The 20,218-nt window shown below is 65.8% G+C and carries 21 protein-coding genes; 12 read left to right on the forward strand and 9 right to left on the reverse strand.

Annotated features, from left to right (window positions below; genetic code table 11):
• Window positions 1-504 (forward strand): hypothetical protein, encoded by a 504-nt coding sequence (locus E4M01_RS13985; RefSeq protein ID WP_135065743.1) that lies wholly within the window; start codon window positions 1-3, stop codon window positions 502-504.
• A gap of 1 nt (window position 505) precedes the next feature.
• Here the strand turns inward: E4M01_RS13985 and E4M01_RS13990 are convergent, their stop codons facing one another.
• The 3 genes from E4M01_RS13990 to E4M01_RS14000 form a co-directional block, all read right to left on the reverse strand.
• Window positions 506-1,552 carry a serine hydrolase gene (locus E4M01_RS13990; RefSeq protein ID WP_135065746.1) on the reverse strand — a complete coding sequence of 349 codons (1,047 nt, stop codon included), beginning with the start codon at window positions 1,550-1,552 and terminating at the stop codon, window positions 506-508.
• Window positions 1,553-1,599: 47 nt separating this feature from the next.
• Entirely contained in the window at window positions 1,600-4,026 is a 2,427-nt protein-coding gene (gyrB, locus tag E4M01_RS13995; protein ID WP_135065750.1) for a DNA topoisomerase (ATP-hydrolyzing) subunit B, read from the reverse strand.
• A gap of 141 nt (window positions 4,027-4,167) precedes the next feature.
• The gene (locus E4M01_RS14000) at window positions 4,168-5,868 is read right to left on the reverse strand and encodes a phosphatidylglycerol lysyltransferase domain-containing protein (protein ID WP_135065753.1); all 1,701 of its coding nucleotides are present in this window, start codon (window positions 5,866-5,868) and stop codon (window positions 4,168-4,170) included.
• A gap of 149 nt (window positions 5,869-6,017) precedes the next feature.
• Here E4M01_RS14000 and E4M01_RS14005 point away from each other — a divergent pair, with 149 nt between their 5' ends.
• Both E4M01_RS14005 and E4M01_RS14010 read left to right on the forward strand, forming a co-directional pair.
• Window positions 6,018-6,491 (forward strand): superoxide dismutase, encoded by a 474-nt coding sequence (locus tag E4M01_RS14005; protein ID WP_135065756.1) that lies wholly within the window; start codon window positions 6,018-6,020, stop codon window positions 6,489-6,491.
• 110 nt (window positions 6,492-6,601) lie between these two features.
• The gene (locus tag E4M01_RS14010; protein ID WP_135065759.1) at window positions 6,602-7,111 is read left to right on the forward strand and encodes a hypothetical protein; all 510 of its coding nucleotides are present in this window, start codon (window positions 6,602-6,604) and stop codon (window positions 7,109-7,111) included.
• A gap of 72 nt (window positions 7,112-7,183) precedes the next feature.
• On the opposite strand, the gene E4M01_RS14015 is transcribed toward E4M01_RS14010, so the two are convergent.
• On the reverse strand, window positions 7,184-7,426 hold the full coding sequence (locus E4M01_RS14015; RefSeq protein ID WP_135065762.1) for a GlsB/YeaQ/YmgE family stress response membrane protein: 243 nt from the start codon (window positions 7,424-7,426) through the stop codon (window positions 7,184-7,186).
• A gap of 150 nt (window positions 7,427-7,576) precedes the next feature.
• On the opposite strand from E4M01_RS14015, the gene E4M01_RS14020 reads away from it, so the two are divergent.
• From E4M01_RS14020 to hisN, 3 genes are all read left to right on the forward strand, one after another.
• A complete protein-coding gene (locus E4M01_RS14020; RefSeq protein ID WP_135065765.1) occupies window positions 7,577-7,957 on the forward strand; it encodes a helix-turn-helix domain-containing protein in 381 nt (126 codons plus the stop codon).
• 91 nt (window positions 7,958-8,048) lie between these two features.
• Window positions 8,049-9,305: a VCBS repeat-containing protein gene (locus E4M01_RS14025; RefSeq protein WP_135065768.1), complete on the forward strand. Its 1,257-nt coding sequence runs from the start codon at window positions 8,049-8,051 to the stop codon at window positions 9,303-9,305.
• A 65-nt stretch (window positions 9,306-9,370) separates the two neighbouring features.
• The gene (hisN, locus tag E4M01_RS14030; RefSeq protein WP_135065771.1) at window positions 9,371-10,156 is read left to right on the forward strand and encodes a histidinol-phosphatase; all 786 of its coding nucleotides are present in this window, start codon (window positions 9,371-9,373) and stop codon (window positions 10,154-10,156) included.
• Between the two features lie 3 nt (window positions 10,157-10,159).
• Here hisN and rfbA read toward each other — a convergent pair whose 3' ends face one another.
• The 4 genes from rfbA to rfbC are packed head-to-tail and all read right to left on the reverse strand — an operon-like array spanning window position 10,160 to window position 13,563.
• Window positions 10,160-11,029, reverse strand: coding sequence for a glucose-1-phosphate thymidylyltransferase RfbA (gene rfbA / locus E4M01_RS14035; RefSeq protein ID WP_135065774.1), 870 nt, complete (start codon window positions 11,027-11,029; stop codon window positions 10,160-10,162).
• Window positions 11,026-11,925, reverse strand: coding sequence for a dTDP-4-dehydrorhamnose reductase (gene rfbD / locus E4M01_RS14040; protein ID WP_135065777.1), 900 nt, complete (start codon window positions 11,923-11,925; stop codon window positions 11,026-11,028). Before rfbD ends, rfbA begins: the two co-directional genes overlap by 4 nt.
• Complete coding sequence (rfbB, locus tag E4M01_RS14045) at window positions 11,918-12,973, reverse strand: dTDP-glucose 4,6-dehydratase (RefSeq protein ID WP_135065780.1); 1,056 nt, start codon at window positions 12,971-12,973, stop codon at window positions 11,918-11,920. The genes rfbD and rfbB overlap by 8 nt, the downstream gene beginning before the upstream one ends.
• A 23-nt stretch (window positions 12,974-12,996) precedes the next feature.
• Window positions 12,997-13,563 (reverse strand): dTDP-4-dehydrorhamnose 3,5-epimerase, encoded by a 567-nt coding sequence (gene rfbC, locus E4M01_RS14050; RefSeq protein WP_135065783.1) that lies wholly within the window; start codon window positions 13,561-13,563, stop codon window positions 12,997-12,999.
• A gap of 113 nt (window positions 13,564-13,676) precedes the next feature.
• Here rfbC and E4M01_RS14055 point away from each other — a divergent pair, with 113 nt between their 5' ends.
• Window positions 13,677-14,582, forward strand: a complete 906-nt coding sequence (locus E4M01_RS14055; RefSeq protein ID WP_167792138.1) for a phytanoyl-CoA dioxygenase family protein — start codon at window positions 13,677-13,679, stop codon at window positions 14,580-14,582.
• Here E4M01_RS14055 and E4M01_RS14060 read toward each other — a convergent pair.
• On the reverse strand, window positions 14,560-15,429 hold the full coding sequence (locus E4M01_RS14060) for a methyltransferase domain-containing protein (RefSeq protein ID WP_135065789.1): 870 nt from the start codon (window positions 15,427-15,429) through the stop codon (window positions 14,560-14,562). The two genes, E4M01_RS14055 and E4M01_RS14060, sit on opposite strands and share 23 nt — an antisense overlap.
• A 163-nt stretch (window positions 15,430-15,592) precedes the next feature.
• Between E4M01_RS14060 and E4M01_RS14065 the strand changes: the two genes are divergently transcribed.
• From E4M01_RS14065 to E4M01_RS14085, 5 genes are read left to right on the forward strand one after another with little or no spacing between them, the layout of a single operon-like run.
• Complete coding sequence (locus E4M01_RS14065) at window positions 15,593-17,497, forward strand: lipopolysaccharide assembly protein LapB (protein ID WP_135065792.1); 1,905 nt, start codon at window positions 15,593-15,595, stop codon at window positions 17,495-17,497.
• Window positions 17,494-18,255: a glycosyltransferase family 2 protein gene (locus E4M01_RS14070; RefSeq protein WP_135065795.1), complete on the forward strand. Its 762-nt coding sequence runs from the start codon at window positions 17,494-17,496 to the stop codon at window positions 18,253-18,255. Before E4M01_RS14065 ends, E4M01_RS14070 begins: the two co-directional genes overlap by 4 nt.
• Window positions 18,255-18,887: a phosphodiesterase gene (locus E4M01_RS14075; protein ID WP_135065798.1), complete on the forward strand. Its 633-nt coding sequence runs from the start codon at window positions 18,255-18,257 to the stop codon at window positions 18,885-18,887. Before E4M01_RS14070 ends, E4M01_RS14075 begins: the two co-directional genes overlap by 1 nt.
• Window positions 18,884-19,513, forward strand: coding sequence for an HAD family phosphatase (locus tag E4M01_RS14080; RefSeq protein WP_135065801.1), 630 nt, complete (start codon window positions 18,884-18,886; stop codon window positions 19,511-19,513). The genes E4M01_RS14075 and E4M01_RS14080 overlap by 4 nt, the downstream gene beginning before the upstream one ends.
• On the forward strand, window positions 19,513-20,217 hold the full coding sequence (locus E4M01_RS14085; protein ID WP_135065804.1) for a glycosyltransferase family 2 protein: 705 nt from the start codon (window positions 19,513-19,515) through the stop codon (window positions 20,215-20,217). Before E4M01_RS14080 ends, E4M01_RS14085 begins: the two co-directional genes overlap by 1 nt.
• Window position 20,218: the final 1 nt, after the last annotated feature.

Consider the following 20,218-nt stretch of genomic DNA (forward strand, 5'->3'; position numbering starts at 1 on the left):
ATGATGAGAATTGCGGTGCTGATCGCCCTGGGGTGGGCTGTCGCAGGTTCGACGGAGGCTCGGCAGGCCGTTCCGCCGCAGGAAGAGACGCTGACTCTTCCCGGCGCTCAAGCGCGCTCCGGCCAGAGCCCGGAATGGCAGGTTTTCACACGCACTTCGCAAAGAGCCTATCTGGTCGATCCGTCGACCCTGCGTGAGACTGGCGGGGTCACCTCCATCCAGATCGCGCGCGCCCCCTTCGCGGTCGAAGACGGGGACCCGGCCTGGACGCTGGAGACCTTCGAGTTTCGTTGCAGCGCAGGCGAATACCGCACGACCCAGATCGCCGAGTTCAATGCGGACGGTTCGGCCGCAACCCCGCCGGAAACGCTGGACGAAGCGTTCGAGGCGATCGCGCCCAACGGTCTGTCCGGCTATCTGAAGGCGATCGCATGCGACGGCCAACGCGCTCGCCCGCCCTACTATCCCAGCCTGGCGGCCTGGATAGCCGCAGGTCGAAAATAGGCTAGCCTTGGCGCCCGCGCTGCGCGGCGGGGATAAGCAATCGGTCGTGCAGGTCGTGCAGGCGGGAGACATGGTCATCCCGCTCAGCAACCGGACTGGGGTCCGACGTCATCACCGAGGTAAGGCGCAGGTCTGGCGTGACGAACACCATCTGACCGCCATAACCCCAGGCGTATGCCGTCTGATGGTGTTCAGAGGTCTTGAGCCACCATCCATAGCCATGCGGGGCGCCGGTGAAACGCGAGCGGCCGCGCCCGTTCCAGGACGCCTCCACCCAGCCCTCGGGCAGGATGCGCACGCCGTCGTGGACGCCATCGTTGCGGTAGAGTTCGCCGATTCTCAGCAAGGCCCGCGGGCTCAGCCGCATCTCGTTGCCACCGAAGTAGATGCCCTGCGGATCGGCCGGCCATGAGGGCACGGTGATCCCCAGCGGCTCGCCCAGCCACTCGCGCGTCAACGCCAAGGTGGACCGCCCTGACGCGCGGGTCAGGAGGGCCGACGTGAGGTGCGACGTGCCGGTGGAGTAGATCAGCCTGCCGCCGGGTTCGGCCTCGAACGGCCGCGCCAGCGCCGCCCGCACCCAGTCCCGGCTGGACACCCAGGCGCCGTAGTTCGAGCCCGAGGTCGAGCCCAGCCCCGCCTGCATCGACAGCAGATGTCCCACGGTGATGGCCCGCAGGCGCGAATCCGGGTTCGCCGGGAACCGGTCGGACAGAAAGTCGGCGATAGGCTGGTCCACGCCGTCCACGATCCCGCGACCGATGGCGATCCCGGCAAGGGCCGCCAGCACCGACTTGGACGCCGACTTGACGTTGGCGGGCTGGTCCAGACCCGGGCCGCGCCAGGCGCGCTCGAACACGACCTCGCCGTCCCGAGCCACGATCAGGCTGTGCAGACGAGGCAAGCCCGCCGCTGTCGCCTCGGCCTGTCTCAACAGGTCGACATCGAGCCCGCTGGTCGGCGTCGGGGGCACGATCTGGCGCGCCTCACTGCAGCCGGGTGCGGCCGCGAGCGCAAGCGAGGAGACAAGGAACCGGCGTCTGAGCATGGCCTCAAGAACCCCGTCACGGCTCAGGGGTTGCAGCCGCCTGCGCCCTAGACGTCCACCTCGGCGTCCAAGGCGTTTTCCTGGATGAACTCGCGGCGGGGTTCGACCACGTCGCCCATCAGCTTGGCGAACAGGTCGTCGGCGTCGTCGGCGTGGTTGACCTTGACCTGCAGCAGGGTGCGGGCGTCGGCGTCCAGCGTCGTCTCCCACAGCTGCTCGGGGTTCATCTCGCCCAGGCCCTTGTAGCGCTGGATGGCGACGCCCTTCTTGCCGGCCTCGAGCACGGCGTTCAGCAGGTCCAGCGGACCTCGGATGGTCGTGGACTTGTCCTTGCGGCGATAGACGGCCGGCTTGTCGAACAGGCCGTGGAAGGCGGCGGCGCGCTCGGCCAGGCGGCGCGCGTCCAGCGAGCGAAGCAGCGTCTCTTCCAGGACGATCGATTCCGACACCGCTCGGCGCACGCGGTTGAAGACCACCGCGCCCTGGGCGCCCGGCTCGCCGGACCAGGGGCCGTCGCCCTCTTCGGCGTACAGGTTCAGGCGCTCGGCCGACAGGGCCGGATCGGTGTGGTCCTCGTTGAACAGACCCGCCAGAGCGGCCTGTTCGATGGCGAAGGCCGGCGCGCGCTGGCTGAGGCGGTCGACCGAGGCCTTGAACGCCTTGGCCTCGCGCACCAGGGATTGAAGGTCCATGCCCGTGCGGCGTTCGCCGCTGGCCAGGTCCAGCTCCGCCTCGGACGAGCCTTCCTCGATCAGATAGGCGTCCATCTCGGACTGGTCCTTGAGGTAGCGGCCCTGCTTGCCCTTGGACACTTTGTAGAGCGGCGGCTGGGCGATGTAGACGTGGCCGCGCTCGATCAGCTCGGGCATTTGGCGATAGAAGAAGGTCAGCAGCAGGGTCCGGATATGGGCGCCGTCGACGTCGGCGTCGGCCATCAGGATGATCTTGTGATAGCGCAGCTTGTCGGCGTTGAAGTCGTCGCGGCCGATGCCGGTGCCCAGCGCCAGGATCAGGGTGCCGATCAGGTCCGACGACAGCATCCGGTCAAAGCGTGCGCGCTCGACGTTCAGGATCTTGCCGCGCAGGGGCAGGACGGCTTGGTTCTCGCGGTTGCGCGCCTGTTTGGCCGAGCCGCCGGCGGAATCGCCCTCGACGATGAACAGTTCGGACTTGGCGGGATCGCGTTCCTGACAGTCGGCCAGCTTGCCGGGCAGGCTGGAGATCTCCAGCGCCGACTTGCGCCGGGTCAGTTCGCGGGCCTTGCGCGCGGCCTCGCGGGCGGCGGCGGCCTCGACGATCTTGGAGACAATCTGCTTGGCCTCGACGGGGTGTTCCTCGAACCACTGGGACAGACCCTCGGTGCACAGTCCTTCGACGGCGGGGCGCACTTCCGACGAGACCAGCTTGTCCTTGGTCTGGGAGCTGAACTTGGGGTCCGGCACCTTGACCGACAGCACGCAGGTCAGGCCCTCACGGGCGTCCTCGCCGGTGACGGAGACCTTCTCCTTCTTGGCGGCGCCAGCCTGGTCGATATAGCCGCCCATGACGCGCGTCAGACTGGCTCGGAAGGCCGAAAGGTGGGTGCCTCCATCCCGCTGGGGGATGTTGTTGGTGAAGCACAGCATGGTCTCGTGGTAGCTGTCGTTCCACCACAGGGCGAGGTCGACCTCGATCCCTTCCTTCTTCCCGCGAATGACGATGACGTCCTTCAGGATCGGCGACTTGGACTTGTCCAGGTGGCGCACGAAGGCCTCGACCCCGCCCTCGTAGTGCAGGATCTCTTCAAACGGCTCGGCTCCCCGGTGGTCCGCCAGCTTGATGACCACGCCCGAGTTCAGGAAGGCCAACTCGCGCAGGCGGTGCTCCAGCGTCTTCAGGTCGAAGTCGATATGGCTGAAGGTCGTGACCGACGGATAGAAGGTGACCTCGGTGCCGGTCAGGGGCTGCCCGGCCTTGGGGCCTTCGCTGCGGATAGGCGCGTCGCCGGTGACTTCCAGCGATTTGACGGTGTCGCCGCGTTCGAAGCGCATCTGGTGCGCCTTGCCGTTGCGGTAGATCTTCAGCTCAAGCCAGTCGGACAGGGCGTTGACGACCGACACGCCCACGCCGTGCAGGCCGCCCGAGACCTTGTAGGAGTTCTGGTCGAACTTACCGCCCGCGTGCAGTTGGGTCATGATGACCTCCGCGGCCGAGACGCCTTCGCCCTCGTGGATGTCGGTCGGGATGCCGCGGCCGTTGTCGGTCACGGTCACCGAACCGTCGGCGTTCAGGATGACCTGGACCAGGTCGGCGTGGCCGGCCAGGGCCTCGTCGATGGCGTTGTCCACCACCTCATAGACCATATGGTGCAGGCCCGAGCCGTCGTCGGTGTCGCCGATGTACATGCCGGGCCGTTTGCGCACGGCGTCCAGGCCTTTGAGAACCTTGATGGAATCGGCGCCGTATTCGGGCTGGTCTGCAATCTGATCGGTCATGAAAGCGTCGGCTCTGGGTCCGGGTGACGGACGGGAGGATCAGCGCCGCGGCAGGCGCTCGAATCGATGAGGAACGCGGTCCTCTCGACACCTGTCCGATATAGGAAATCCGGCGACGAAAAGCGAGGGAAACCGGGGCTTTCAGCCACCCGGGCGGCGACGGCGCAGACCCAGCAGCCCGGCCCAGCCGCCGCTGGTCAGAAGAGCGACGTCCAGGAGCGCCAGCGGCAGGGGCGTCGCCGCCGGCGCCGCGATGAAGCGAGAGCGCCAGACCGGGAAGAATTTCGACTTGTAGGTGCGCAGCCCCTGGAAGCCGTACAGCGCCCCGCCCTCCTCGAACACCAGGGCGCCGACGCGGGCGAACACCGGGGCCAGCCGTCGGTCCTCAAGCCCGGACAGCGGCGCCAAGCCCAGATCGAACCTGGCGAAGCCCTGGGCGCCGGCCCACTGGATCGAGCGAATGAACAGATAGTCCATCACGCCGGGCGGGGCGTCGGGCCGATGGCGCATCAGGTCGATGGCGACCTCGCCCGGCGCGCCCTGGGCCGCTGATCCCGGCAGCAGATTGGCGAAGGCGATCAGCGGGCGCCGGCCGGCCTCGTCGACCGCGCCCCACACCACCGCCAGCGGCGTGCGGTCCAGATAGTCCAGGTCGAAACGGCCCAGCGAAAAAGCCTTCTCTTGGCCCGTGTGTTCGTCCAGCCAGGCGTCGGACACCGCGCGCAGCGGCTCGGCCAGGGCGCCGGCCGAACCCGGCGGCAGCATCTCGAACGACGCGCCCTCGCGCTCGGCCCGGTTGATCGCCGTGCGCAGGTTCTGGCGCGGCTTGCCCTCAAGGGTGAAGGCCGCGATCTCGACCACGGCGGTTTCTCCGACCTTGCGGACCGCCAGGCCCATGGTCGCCAGATCGCCCAGCAAACCCTCGCCCACCGAATAGAAGACCGCCGCGCCGCCGTAGCTGTCGGCCATCTCGGCGAAGGCCCACAGAAGGTCGCGCCGCTCGGACGCCAGGCCGGCCGGCTCGCCCATGGCGATCCAGCGCCGTCCGCGCACGCGATAGGCGATGAAGCTGCGGCCCGACGGGCTGAACAGCAGGGCCTTGTCGCCCAGCATGGCCAGCCAGCCCTCGGGCGCGGCCTCGTCGGCCTGGGCCAGGGCCTCGCGCGCGCGCTCCACCTCGGCGGGCGAAGCCGGTCCATGCTGGCCCGCGCCGGGCGCCGTCAGCAGCGACCGCGCCGCCACCACCAGGGTCAGGATGGCCAGGACAGCCCCGGCCCTCAGGAAGCCCGAGGCCTGTCGGTCGGTCAGGAAGGTCCACCACAGTTCGTCGGTGTAGGCCGTGTCGCGATAGGCGAAGAAGCCAAGCCAGATCATCGCCCCTACCGCCGCCATCAGCAGCAGCAGCCAACCAGGCCTCAGCGGTTCGCCCAGGCGCGAGCGGCGGTTGAACGCGCCCTTGAACGGGATCAGCAGCACAGCGATGGCCGTCAGCTGCGCCGCCTCTTCCCAGTCCAGACCTTTCAGCAGGGAGAAGACCGCACCGCCCCCAAGAACCAGCAGGGCCGCCCAATAGGCCCCGCGCCGACGACGCCACAGGCCCGCCGATACGAACAGGAGCAGGAACCCCGCGATGCTGGCGGCGAAGTGCGACAGGTCGATCATCAGCGGATGGGCGACGCGGTCCAGAACCCTCAGCCGCTCTCCGAACGCCGGCGTGACCGCCGAAACCAGCATCACCGCCCCGGCCGTGAAGGCCGCCACGGCGAAGATCTGCGGCGTCAGCTCATAGACGAGGGCGGCGAACCGGGTGGCCAGCCGCCGGGGTTGCGCGTCGCGCTTCATAGGCTCGTGATTCCCGCCATCGCCCCATCATAGACCGTGAATCGGCCGATTGGGGCGCGCCGGGGGTCATTTCGGGGCGCCTGAAACAATCCGCAATCACGCGTGTTCACCTCTTTACGAGCGTCGGGCTCGCCTTTTGGAGAGAGTTCATGATCCGCAAGACCGCTTTGATGGCCGGCGTCGCCGGCGCCCTGATGTTCGCCGCCCCTGCCATCGCCCAGGAAGCCCCGCAGGACGCCCCGGCTGCACCGCCCGCAGCGGAGGCGGCTCAACCCCAAAGTCTGACGCTGACCCCGGGCGCGTCGGTGAAGTCCGAGGACGGCTCGGTTCTCGGCACGCTGGAAGGCGCCCGCAACGCGCCGGACGGCAGCCAGGAGCTGACGGTTCGCGGCTCTGACGGTCAGGTGCGCGCTGTCGCCCTCGCCGGTCTGCGCCAGGACGGCGCCGACGTGGTGGTCGCTCAAACCCAAGCCGACTTCAACGCCTCGCCGGCGATCGAAGCCGACGCCGCGCCGACCCCGTCGGCTCAGCCGGACGCTTCGCCCGAGCCGGTCGATCCGATGACCCCGCCGGACACCACGGCGCCGGCCCCGTCGGAGCCGATGTACGAACCGACGCCCTGATTATTCCCTGACTAAGGGAGCGACCGCGTCGCTCCCTTTTTTCTTGCCTCAATGCGCGGTGAGTTGACCGCTGCAAAACAGCCCCCGCACAGCTCAACATGGAGATCGCCATGCGCCATTCGTTTCTATTCGCCGTCGCCGCCGCATCCGCGGCGACCCTCGCCCTGCCCGCCGCTGCTCAGGTCGCCGGCGGCGTGACCGGCAATGTCGGCGGCCAGATCGGGCTGAGCCGACCTGATGCGGCGCCCCTGACCGGTCAGGTCGGCCAGACCATCCGCGACGCGGGCGGAATGACTCGCGACATCGTTCAAGACGCCGGCCAGATTCGCCCGCAAGCCGACGTTCAGACATCAATCGACGCCGAGGCGCGGACGGAGCCTGACGGCGCACAAGCGCGACTGGACGTCTCAACGGGCGCCATGGTGCACGCTTCGGACGGCGCCATGCTGGGCACCGTCCAGTCCATCACTCGGGACACGGCCGGGCGGGTTCAGAACTTCGTCGTTCGCACCGCCGATGGCGTCGTGCGCAGTGTGCCGGCCACGGGGGCCCGGATCGAGGGCGACGCGGTCGTCACGGGCTGGTCCCGCGCGCAGTTCGACCAGGCTCCCGCGAACTGACATCGACGGCCAAAGAGAAAGGGCGGTCCCGCAAGGGACCGCCCTTTTTTGTCGTCCGGCTGAGAACGCCGATCAGGCGCGACGCTTGATCAGGCCCAGCAGGAACAGCAGGATGACCGCGCCGATGGTGGCCACGATCGTCGAGCCGATCCAGCCGCCCCAGGTGAAGCCCAGAGAATTGGCGATGAAGCCGCCGATCAGGGCGCCGATGACGCCCACGACCAGATTGGTCAGCAGGCCGTGATTGCGGCCCATGATCTGTTCAGCGAGCCAGCCCGCCACGATACCGATAATAATCCAGGCGATAATGCCCATGTCGAAGTCCCTTCCTTAAGACCCAAGCTCGGCGAAGAAATGCGCCACCGCCGATACGGTTGCGCTTGAACGGCTCGCGGGATGGCGCGGGCCTTGCGGCGTGCGATCCGCCTCGTTCCATTCCGGGACGAACCGAGGGATCCGCGCCCCATGAGCAGCGATATCGATCTTCATCTCGGCCGCCGGCTGCGTCGCCGCCGCCGCCTTCTGGGCCTGACCCAGCAGCAGTTGGGCGTGCAGGTCGGGATTCGCTTCCAGCAGATCCAGAAATACGAATGCGGCGCCAACCGCATCTCGGCCGCGCGCCTGTGGCAGCTGGCCGAAGCGCTGGAGACGCCGATAAACTACTTCTACGAGGGCCTGGCCGAGGCCATGGAGCGCAGGGAGGCCGCCGGCTCGAACGGCGGCGAGATGTTTTCCCGCAAGGAGACGCTCGATCTGATCCAGGCCTACTATCAGCTCGAGGAAAGCCCCCGGCGCCGTCTGCTGGACCTCGCCAAGTCGCTGAATGGGCCCGGGGAAGCCGCCTGACGGACGGCGCACGCCGTTCGACGAGATTACGAAGATTTCACACGCTCTGAACGGAAGTCCCGCCTAGCCTCCCCTTAGGGAGGATTTGCAAATGACTTCACGCTGTCTCGCGGCGTGCGTCGCCGCATCCGCGCTGATCGCCGCGCTTCCGGCCCATTCCGCGGGCTCGCCGACCGGGTTCCGGTTTGAGGACGTGACCGAAACGCATCTGCCGGACGCGCCGGGCCGCAACACCATGGATGTCGTCGCCATCGATCTCGATGGAGATGGCCGACCCGATATTGTCACGGCCCAGGAGTTTCTCCTCAACAAGATTCTCATGAACGAGGGCGGCGGCCGGTTTCGCGACGCGTCCCACCTCCTGGAACCCCTCTCGGCCGAAGAGCTGGAGGCCGGACCGCCTCAGTTGCGCGGTCCCGGGTTCGGTCACGACAGCGAAGACGTCTCCGTCGCCGATTTCGACGGCGACGGCCTGCTCGACCTGATCATCGTCTCGGAAGACGATGTGAAGTTCGGCCGGCGAGAAGTGCATGAATACTATCGGGGAACGCCGGACGGGTTCAAACGCGTGCGCGGCGTCCTGCCCGATACGGAAGCGAACGCCGTGGCGCATGCCGACGTGAATGGCGACGGGTGCCTGGACGTGCTGATCGCCGGCGCGGGTCAGGATCGTCTTCTGATCGGCGACTGCAGGGGCGGCTTCGTCGACGAGAGCTCGGCGCGTCTGCCGCGAGAGAGCGCCACCGCCCAGGACGCCGAGTTCGCCGACCTGAACGGCGACGGCCATCTCGATCTGGTGCTGGGACTTGAGGGCGGCCATGCCCTGTGGATCAACGATGGCACGGGCGTTTTCCGCGATGAAACGGCTGAACGCCTGCCCGACCCCGGAAATGTCGAGGCGCGCAAGGTCGCGGCGGTCGATATAGACGGGGACGGTCATCTGGATCTGTACTTCAGCCATGTCGCCTGGCAGGGCCGGCAGGGTCAGGATCGGTTGCTGATCAACGACGGCGCCGGGCGCTTCCGCGACGAGACCGCCGAGCGCATTCCGGCCGAAACTCAGACCACGCTGGATGCGCGTTTCGCGGACTTGGACGGAGACGGCCATCTGGACATGGTGCGCGCAAATTTCGGGCCTGTGACGATCTGGCTGAACGACGGCCAGGGGCGGTTCCGTGACGTGACGGGAGAGGTCCTTGGGGACGCCATCACGGGTCCCAATCTGGCGATCAGCCTGACAGACTTCGACGGCGACGGCCGCGTCGACCTTTATGTCGGTCAGCTGAAGGGACCTCAGGGCGGTCCGGAAATCCGCGACAGACTGCTTCTCAATCGACCGACGGCCTGATCAGAGGCTGCGGACAGGCCCGGTCGGCAGGTGACGCCACGTCGTCAGCGGGCTAAGCCCCGCGCATGACCGAACTTGAAGCCTTCGCCGTCGAACTCGCCCATGAAGCGGGTCGTGTCGCCCTGCCCTTCTTCCGCGGCGAGTTCGCCTCCGAGAACAAGGACGTCGACGGTGGTTTCGACCCTGTCACAGAAGCGGACCGCGCCGCCGAGGCGGCCATCCGCCGCCTGATCTCCGCTCGCTATCCCGACCACGGCGTCGTCGGCGAGGAATATGGCGAGGACCGGCCGGACGCCGAGCACGTCTGGGTGCTGGACCCCATCGACGGCACCCGCGCCTTCATCGCCGGCCTGCCGCTGTGGACCACGCTGATCGCGCTCAACCGCGCTGGCCGACCCGAGATCGGGATCATCGCCCAGCCCTATCTGCAGGAAGTCTTCCTGGGCGGGCCATCCGGCGCGCGGTTGATCCGGCCCGACGGCGAGACGCCGCTGAAGACGCGCAACTGCGCGCGCCTGACTGAAGCGGTCATCTCCACCACCGATCCCGATATCTTCAACGGCGCCGAACTGGGCGCCTGGCGTCAGGTGCGCGCCGCCGCCCGCCTCGCCCGCCTGGGCTGCGACGCCTATGCCTACGCCATGGTGGCGGCGGGCCGCATGGACCTGGTGGCCGAGACCAGTCTGAAGCCCTGGGACTGGTCCGCTCTGGTCCCGGTCGTCGAGGCGGCGGGGGGCAAGGTCACCGACTGGCTGGGCCGTCCGCCCGCCGACGACGGCCGCATCCTGGCTGTCGGCGACGAGCGCCTGATCGACCAGGCCCTGATCACCCTGAAGCGGGCGGTGGTCTGAAGCTCAGCGAGTCAGGACGCTCTGGCGCAGGTAGCGGCCGTAATCGGACTTGCCCAGGTCGTCGGCCAGCCGCTCCAGCTGGGCGGCGTCGATGAAGCCCTGGTCGTAGGCGATCTCTTCCGGGCAGGCGATCTTGAAGCCCTGGCGCTTTTCCAGCGTCCGCACGAATTCTGCAGCTTCGATCAGGCTGTCGGGCGTGCCGGTGTCCAGCCAGGCGAAGCCGCGGCCCATGACCTCGACCGACAGCTGACCGCGCTCGAGATACAGACGGTTCACGTCGGTGATCTCGAGCTCGCCGCGCGCCGAGGGCTTCAGTTTGGCGGCCATGTCGACCACCTGGCCGTCGTAGAAATACAGCCCCGTCACCGCCCAGTTCGAGCGCGGCCGGGTCGGCTTCTCCTCGATCGTCAGGGCGCGCATGGACGGATCGAACTCGACCACGCCATACCGCTCGGGATCATGGACATGATAGGCGAAGACGGTCGCGCCTTCTGTCCGCGCCGTGGCGCTGGACAGCAGCTCGGTCAGGCCGTGGCCGTGATAGATGTTGTCGCCCAGGATCAGGGCCGACGGCTGATCGCCAACAAAGTCCGCGCCAATGATGTAGGCCTGCGCCAGGCCGTCAGGGCTGGGTTGGACCGCATACTGGATGTCCATGCCCCACTTCGACCCATCGCCCAGCAGCGCCTGAAAGTTCGGCGTGTCGCGCGGCGTGGAGATGATCAGCACCTCGCGGATGCCGGCCAGCATCAAGGTCGACAGCGGATAATAGATCATCGGCTTGTCGTAGACCGGCATCATCTGCTTGGACGTCGCCAGGGTCATGGGGTGCAGCCGGGTGCCCGAGCCGCCGGCCAGGATGATGCCCTTCATCGCGCGATTTCCTTGTTCAGTTCGGCGACGATCTCGGCCACGGCCGTACGCCAGTCCCGAGGCTCAATGCCGAAGTCGCGCGACAGTTTCGTGGTTTCCAGCCGGGAGTTGGCAGGCCGCTTCGCCGGCGTAGGGTATTGGTCCGTCGTGATGGGGTCGACCTCGGCCGAGGGACCGCCGGCCGCCTTTGACAAGGCGAAGACCTCGGTCGCCAGCCCGGCCCAGCTGGTCTCGCCAGCGTTGACGAAGTGATAGAGGCCGGTCGGCGCATCGGGATCGTCCATCAGCCTCAGGGTGATGGTGGCCAGGGCCTGGGCAATGTCGCGCGCGGAGGTGGGGCAGCCGATCTGGTCTCCGACCACGCCCAGCCGGTCGCGGCTGTCGGCCAGGCGCAGCATGGTCTTGAGGAAATTGGCGCGATGCACGCTCAGCACCCAGGCGGTGCGCAGCACGACCGAGCGCGGATTGCCCGACCGCACGGCCAGTTCGCCCGCCAGCTTGGAGGCGCCATAGACGCCCAGCGGCCCCACGGGATCGCTCTCGACATAGGGCCGGTCGGCTGAGCCGTCGAAGACATAGTCGGTCGACACCTGCACCAGGGGCACGCCCGCCTGGCGCGTGACCTCGGCCAGGACGGCCGGGCCTTGGGCGTTGGCCAGGAAGGCGTCCGCCACCGCATCCTCGGCCTTGTCGACCGCGGTCCAGGCGGCCGAGTTGATCACGGCCGCGTAAGCGCGCGCGGCGAAGGCGGCGCGCACCGAGGCGGGATCGGCCAGATCCAGTTCCTCACGGCCCGGCGCATGGACGACGACGCCGTCCGGCCAGGCGTGCGCTTGCAGCTCCAGCCCGACCTGGCCGGCGCCGCCGGTGATCAGGATATGACGCGGCTCAGCCATTCACGCCCAGCCGCTCGGTGGCGTAGCGGGCCTTGAGGATGTCGCCCCACCAGTCGCGATTCTCCAGATACCATCGCACCGTCCGGGCGATGCCTTCCTCGAAGGTCACCGACGGCGTCCAGCCCAGTTCGTCTCGGATCTTGGAGGCGTCGATGGCGTAGCGCTGATCGTGGCCCGGCCGGTCGGTCACATAGGTGATCTGTTCGGCGTAGGGCCTGCCGTCGGCGCGCGGCTGGACCTCGTCCAGGATGGCGCAGATGGCCTGCACCACCTCGATGTTCTTGCGCTCGGCGTTGCCGCCGACATTGTAGGTTTCGCCCGGCGCGCCCTTTTCGAACACGGCCTGAAGCGCGCGGGCGTGGTCGTCCACGAACAGCCAGTCGCGCACATTGGACCCATCGCCATAGACCGGCAGAGGCTCGCCGTTCAGCGCGCGGATGATGATCAGCGGGATCAGCTTTTCGGGGAAGTGATAGGGCCCGTAGTTGTTGGAGCAATTGGTCACCAGAACCGGCAGCCCATAGGTGTGGCCCCAGGCGCGCACCAGATGGTCGGACCCGGCCTTTGACGCCGAATAGGGCGAGCGCGGATCATAGGGCGTGGTCTCGGTGAAGAAGCCCTCGTCGCCCAGCGAGCCGAAGACCTCGTCGGTCGAGATATGGTGGAAGCGGAAGGCCGCCTTGTCGGTGTCCGACAGGCCGCGCCAGTAGCCCAGCGCCTGGTTCAGCATGACGAAGGTCCCGACCAGATTGGTCTGGACGAAGGCCCCTGGTCCGTCGATCGAGCGGTCCACATGGCTCTCGGCCGCCAGGTGGGCGACCACCTGCGGCTGAAACTCGGCCAGGGCCTGAGCCACCGCCTCGGCGTCGCAGATGTCGGCCTGGACGAAGCGATAGCGGTCGCTGTCCGCCACGGGCGCCAGCGAGGACAGCACGCCGGCGTAGGTCAGCTTGTCGAACACCAGGACCTCATGGTCGGTGTGTTCGATCAGGCGGCGCACCAGGGCCGAACCGATGAAGCCGGCGCCGCCGGTGACGAGGATTTTCAAGTTGGAAGCTCTCTACTGATGGCTCAGAGCGCGCTCAGGGGCTCGAGCGGCCGCCCGTCATAGTCGAAAGGACTGTCGAAGTCCGCAAGCGTGGGCAGGACCTTGTCCTTGTCCGACAGCACCGGCCCCGTCTCCGGCAACGGCCAATCGATGCCGATGGTTTCATCGTTCCACACGATGCCCCCGTCGCAGTCGGGCGCATAGACGTCGGTGACCTTGTAGGCGACCTCGGTGTTCGGCTGCAGGGTGACGAAGGCGTGGGCGAAGCCGATCGGCACCCACAGCTGACGCCCGTTCTCGGCGCTCAGCTCCGCCTCGACGAACCGGCCATAGGTCGGCGAGCCGCGCCGCACGTCCACCGCATAGTCGATGATGGCCCCGCGCACGCAGCGCACCAGCTTGCCCTGCCCGTGCGGCGGCCGCTGGAAGTGCAGGCCGCGAATGGTGCCGACCTGGGCGGACATGGAGTGGTTGTCCTGCACGAACCGCCCCTCCACCCCCTGCGCAGCCCACTTCGCCTCGGCCCAGGTCTCGACGAACCAGCCCCGGTCGTCGCCGAACCGGCGCGTTTCGATCAGTTTGACGGGCATGGGCATCCTTAATACGGCCGTAAAATCAGAGGTAGTCGCTTGCCGCTAGTCTTAGCAAGTCCGTACGGATTGACCGTCTCCGACCTGGTTTCTACATCATGAGTTCAAAGGAGATGATGATGGCTTTCGACGCTCAAGAGGCGCTAGACGCGCTCAACACCGACGGCTTTGTCGTAGTAGACAGTGACATGGCCGTTCTGGCCGACGCAGCCGTGGCTGAATTTCGAGCTATCGAGGCCGAGCATCCGGATCTTTTCAAACGCGAACCGGACGGCCGCTACCCCCGCCTGATCAACTTCCACCTGGCCAGCCCGGCACTGCGTCGGATATTCACCGACAACGAACGCGCGCTCGCGGTGCAGGACGCCTTTTTCGGCGAGCCGTCATCACTTTACACCACGTTGTTTTACGAAAAGGGCTCCGCTCAGGATCTTCATCGCGACACACCCTATTTCACCACCAGGCCGGAGCACCGCTACCTCGGCGTCTGGACGGCTCTTGAAGACGTGGACGAAGAGAATGGTCCCCTGATGGTAATGCGCGGGGGCCATTTGATGCCCGAAGAGCATCGCGAAGCGATCGCAGCGGAGGTCTTTCCCGACGGCGACATTCCTCACAGCTCGGACGAGCTCTGGGTCCGATACCAAGACAAGGTCGCGGCCTCGGGGCGCGAGCGCGGCCTGAAGATCGAAACCGTGCCCGTCAAAAAGGGCGACACCATCATCTGGCATCCCCAACTGCCCCACGGCGGCTCGGTCATTCGGGATCCGCAGCGCACTCGTCTGAGCCTAGTTCAGCACGTTACGCCGCTGAACGCCCAAGTCTACGGTCTGGACGCCTTTTTCAACCCAAATAAGACGCTGCCGAGCGAAGCGGGCTGGTCTTATGAAACCAGCAATGGACGGAGCTACATCGATCACGGCGTCGTCGGCATCGGTCACATGACGAACGTGCCCAGGATCACCTTTCCGCAGGGAATGGTGCCCCAGTCAGAGGTCAGGCCGGCCTTGTCGCACTAATGTAGATCGGCAACATATTGCCTTCGGGCACCGGGCATCCATTGGAAACCAGACCTAGGTCGGGGGCGTAGACCATCGTCGCGGCAACCTCTTCGAAGCCTTCTTCGCGAATGGCCGCCAGCAGATCCCAGCCGAAGTTGTAAAACGCCAGGATGCCCTCGGGCGACAGGGGATCGCCATGCCGCTCCTCGGTCATCAGATGCTCGATTTGGCCATCTTCGGCAATACGGGCGCGAACCCAGCCCTGGTCCAGGACATCGAAGAAGGGCGCCGTGAAGAGGGTCGCGCCGCCCGGCCGCAGAATCCGACGCGTTTCCCTAAGGGCCGCCCGGAAATCGGGTATGTGCTCCAGCACATCCTGGTGGAGCACCAGGTCGGCGGACGCGTCATCAAAGCTCGTACAGGTCAGATCCTCGTTGCGCACAACCAAACCGCTGGGTTCCAGCGTGACTTCCCGCCCCCTGGAACAGTCGTCAGCGAGATACTCGCAGAACGTAGTCGTTTCGGAACGCACGCGCCGCGCCCAATCGGCCCAACCGCTCATCGCGCCGAAGAAGTAGGTCCTGCTGGACGTCAGGAGGCGATCCCGACTGGCAAGCACCATCAACCTGTCGCGGTTCTTTGCGCCGCAGGGGCAGACCAAGCCCTCCCGAAGGTTTGGATAGCCCGGACCGAAATCAGGCCCGCCGTCAACCATCGCGATCTGCGGCCGATCGCAGATATTGCAATAGATCGGCGCGCGATTGCCGGCGCGGATGTCCGCTTCGGTTTGCGCAATCCACTGGCGGCGGTCCGCAATCTCGGTTCGAAAGGCCGCGCCGGACGCGCCGCTGGACAAAAGGATCATCGTTTCAGAACACCAACAAGCTGACCGTCCCGGTCTACAGACGCGACGCCGCGACGTCACTAGGCCGGGCGCTTGCCGCGATGGCGATGGTTCTCTAGATGAACCTCACACCTCGACTTCGACGGCAGGCGGGCTATTGGCTCACGATGATCGACTCGCGCATGTGATCCGGCAGCTGAACGGACATCTGCCCGCTTCGCTGCATGAAATTTCGGCTCCGCTGGACGTCCAATCTTGGGACGCCGCACGGCGTGATGTGTTGCGATGGGCGGCCGTCGCTCAGCGCGATGGCGGCGACCTGCAAGCAGCCGCCGACACCCTGAAAAAGCTCTCGAATATTTGGCCCGACGAGCCCTCCTTCTGGCTCGAACTCCTCGTCATCCGAGCACGGTTCGATCCGAACGTCGACATCGACATGTCCGCATGCCCGGCCTCGGTGAAGAACTATCCGGCCGTCACGCTTTTTCTCTGCGCTCAAGCGCACCAGGCGGGTGACGCAGATCAAGCTCGGGAACTGCTTGATCGTATCGGCCCTCTGGATCCGGTGTCGGCCCGGGCGTTTGCAGATCTTCACCAGACGGTGGTGGAAACGCTGAAGCTGCGCCCCGCCCTGGAAGCTCTGTCGGCGACGAACATGGACCTAGGTCAGGCGCGAGCCGACGCGTTGGAAGCGCTTGAGACGCTTGTACTCATCGCAGACACTTCTGAAGCTTTACGTCCGTTTTGCAGATCGGTGGGTTTCTTCAACATTTACGGCTTCGACCATCCCGCAAGTATTCTGATTGAGGCGATGGAGAACGTCCGCGATCGGTTGAGCGTTTCAGGGCTGGGTGTCTATCTTGGCCTTCTGATCGCCTTGCGACTGGACGACCGGGCGGAGACGATGGCGCGAGACCTCGTCGCCCGACCAGAGGCCCCGCTATCCTTCGAAATGCTTCGCGCTATCGTCCTGCTCGCCGCCAGGAGAGCCGATGCCGAGCTCGAGAACGAAGCTCTCCGGCGAGCTGAGAGGCTCTCTGTTGATGATCCGGTTCGTCACGCTGAACTGCATCAACGCGCGCGCAGCCTGGGTCTCGACCGCCCCCTCAGGGTGTTTATCGGACTGTTCGGCCAGATGCGGGATCCCGATCAGGTCATTCCAGCCTTGGTCGAGCACTTACAGCAGAGCCTTGCGCCTTCCGGAGCGGAAATTCGTTTCGGGCTCGCGACGTGGCCGCAAACAGGGTTCCGCCCCCTAAGCCTCGACGATAGCGCAGGTTTTTTTCAGCAGGTAGTCCCTCCCCCTCTGCGCCCTATGCTTTCAGATCAGCATGGCGCGGATGGTCATCGTCTCAGAGCGGTTTGGCCGGAAGTAGTGGATGCGCTCATGGACTGGTCCGGCAGCCAGACAGCGAGAACACCCGACATCGAAACGCTCGAAGGCCTGCTTCCCCAAGGATCCAGGATCGCCTTGGGCAATGAAGACGCCGTGCGCCAATGCGTGGATCAGATGCCTCCAGCAACCCGAAGCCTTGCTCGAGAACAGATCAATCAGTTGAAAATGTGGTCCCGTATCGCGGATCTCGGTCCATTGGCCAGAGCCTTCGAAGTCGAGGATGCGCGGCCGTTTGATTGTTGCATCTTGGTCAGATGCGATCTCGTCAACTTGAAGGGCAGCCCGTCGGCCTTGGCGGCTCGCTCGGCTTCGGCTCATGGCAGGACCATTGTATTCCACGATTACGATGCTCATGCCGAGTTTATCGAAGGAAGCGGTGACCGCTACATGGTCGCCTCTCGTTCAGCCGCCGAAGTGCTGTTTGCCGGCTTTGACCATTACATCGAAAGCCTTCAGACGGACGATCAACCGCTGCGTGAACGCGTGCCCTGCCATGAGGGAGTGCAGTCCTTGCTGTTCGTGAGCGGTCTGACGCCGGAACCGGTTTGGGCGATGGGTTATGAAATTCATCGCTCCGCGGCGCCTCGACAAACGCTCGCCGCGGCGCTGCGGAGCGAAATCGAAGCGTCGAGAGGAACATCTCGGCATGATGAAGCGACAGCCGCCCTGGCGGCGCTGGAGAGCGTGCGATGACAACCACGATCGTCATCCCGATGGCCGGACGCGGCAGTCGATTTGCGGATGCCGGATATACCACTCCCAAGCCGCTGATCCCGATCCACGGTCGGCCGATGATACAGGTTGTCATCGACAATATCCGCCCCTCGACACCGCATCGATTCGTTTTCATTTGCCAGGCCGAGGCCGTCGGCGAATACGGACTGCGCGATCAGCTTCAAGAATGGGCCCCGGGGTCGGCCTTGGTGGAGTTGAACGGCGTGACTGAAGGTGCGGCCTGCACCGTTCTGGAAGCCGATGCTCACATTGATCGTGATCAGCCGCTGATGATCGCCAACAGCGACCAGTATGTAGACATCGCCATCGATGACTATCTAGCCGAGATGGATCGCCGAGATCTCGACGGGCTGATCATGACGATGGACGCCGACGATCCGAAATGGTCGTTCGCGGCGCTGGACGACCAAGACCTGGTGACCCGCGTGGTCGAGAAGCAGCCCATTTCCCGACACGCCACGGTCGGCATTTATAACTACCGGCGGGGCGGGGACTTCATCGACGGCGCGCGCGAGATGATCGCGCGGGACCTGCGGGTGAACGGCGAATTCTATGTCGCCCCTGTTTACGATCAGATGATCGCGCGCGGCGCCCGCGTCGGCGTCTTTGGCGTCGGCGCCGAAGCCGACGGCATGTATGGCCTTGGCATTCCCGCAGACCTGGATAGGTTCGCGGCGCTGGAGGTGTCACGCCGGGCGGTCGAGGGCCTGGACTGATGGAGGTCCTGAGCCACCGGGGCTACTGGAAGACGGCACAGGAAAAGAACCAGCGCGTCGCCTTCGAGCGGTCCTTCGACCTGGGCTTCGGCACCGAGACTGACATCCGCGATCACTGCGGCCGCCTGGTCATCGCCCACGACATGCCCACTGGCGACGAGATGAGCCTGCCGGACATGCTGGACATCCTGGGCGACCGCGACCTGCCCCTGGCGCTCAACATCAAGGCGGACGGACTGGGGCCGGCGCTAAAGGCCGAGATGGCCCGGCGACCGCATCTGACCCGCTGGTTCACCTTCGACATGTCCGGGCCGGAACTGATCCGCCAACACCGAGACGGTTTGCCGGCGTTCACAAGACTTAGCGACCATGAGCGCGCACCTGTATTGGGCGATCAGGCCGGCGGCGTGTGGCTGGACGCCTTTGACGACGACTGGTTCACGCCCGACGACATCCGGGCCTTGCTGAACCGCGGTCAGGCTGTTTGCCTGGTGTCGCCCGAGCTTCACGGCCGTGACCCCGACGCAGTCTGGGACATGCTGGGGCAGGCGGGGCTGCACGACACGCCGCTTATGGTATGCACCGACCGGCCCGAGGACCTGCGAGCGCAACTGGAGACGACCCAGCGATGATCAAGGCCGTCATCTTCGACATGGACGGGGTGCTGATCGACGCCCGCGACTGGCATTACGAAGCCCTGAACCGAGCCCTGCGCCTGTTCGGCATGGAGATTAGCCGCTTCGATCACCTGACCACGTTCGACGGCCTGCCGACCCGCCGCAAGCTGACGATGCTGACCGCCGCGCGCGGGCTGCCGCCGGCGCTGCACGATTTCCTCAACGAGATGAAGCAGCGCTACACGATGGAAATCGTGGCGGCGGAGTGCAAGCCGACGTTCGGCCAGCAGTACGCCCTATCTCGCCTGCATGCCGAGGGTTATCGCCTGGCCGTATGCTCCAACTCCGTTCGCGACAGCGTCGAGGTCATGATGCAGCGCGCCGATCTGGAACGGTATCTGGAGTTCATGGTGTCCAATCAGGACGTGACGCGCGCCAAGCCGGATCCGGAAATGTATCAGGTCGCCATCGACCGCATGGGATTGGCGCCGCATGAGGCGCTGATCGTGGAGGACAACGAGAACGGCGTGGCGGCAGCGCGCGCTGCGGGCGCCCATGTTCTGGAAGTGGGCGGCGTCGAAGACGTGACCTATCACGCTATCATGGCTCGCATAGAGGCGATCCAGGCGGAGGCGGCGTAATGGCCAGAATCCTGATTCTCGGCGCCGCCGAAACGCCCGCCGGCGAAACCCCTGTCTGGATCGCCGAACACGGCGGCGAGATGGTTATCGAACATCTGGCCAACCGCTGCGCGCGGCTGAACGCCCAGCTGATCTTCGCGATGCAGAAATCCGACGTTCGGCGTCACCACCTGGACAGCATCGCCAGGTTGACCGCGCCGGACTGCGCCGTGGTCGAGATTGAGGGCGCGACTCAGGGCGCTGCCTGCACCGCCCTGCTGTGCATCGATCATATCGATCCAGACGGCGAGTTGATCGTGATGAACGCCAACGAAATGATCGACGCCGATCTATCGCGGATCGCTGCGGGGTTCCGCGATCAGGGTCTGGACGCCGGTGTGACGACCTTCGCCTCGCTGCACCCTCGCTATTCCTACGTCCGACTCGATGACGCCGGCCGAGTCGTGCAGGCAGCCGAGAAACACCCGATAAGCCGCTCGGCCATCGCCGGGTTCTTTTGGTTTCGCAAGGGTGCCGACTTTATCGAGGCCGCAATGGATATGATCCGCAAGGACGCCAAGGCCGACGACCACTTCTTCATCAGCCTGACGCTGAACGAACTGATCCTGAAGCAGAAGACGATCGGTGTGTTTCCCATACCGGCAGCAGACTATCAGCCGCTCAAGTCCAGCCGTCAGGTGTCGCTTTACGAAACTGAGGCCTGAG

Source organism: Brevundimonas sp. MF30-B (assembly GCF_004683885.1).
Lineage (GTDB): Bacteria > Pseudomonadota > Alphaproteobacteria > Caulobacterales > Caulobacteraceae > Brevundimonas.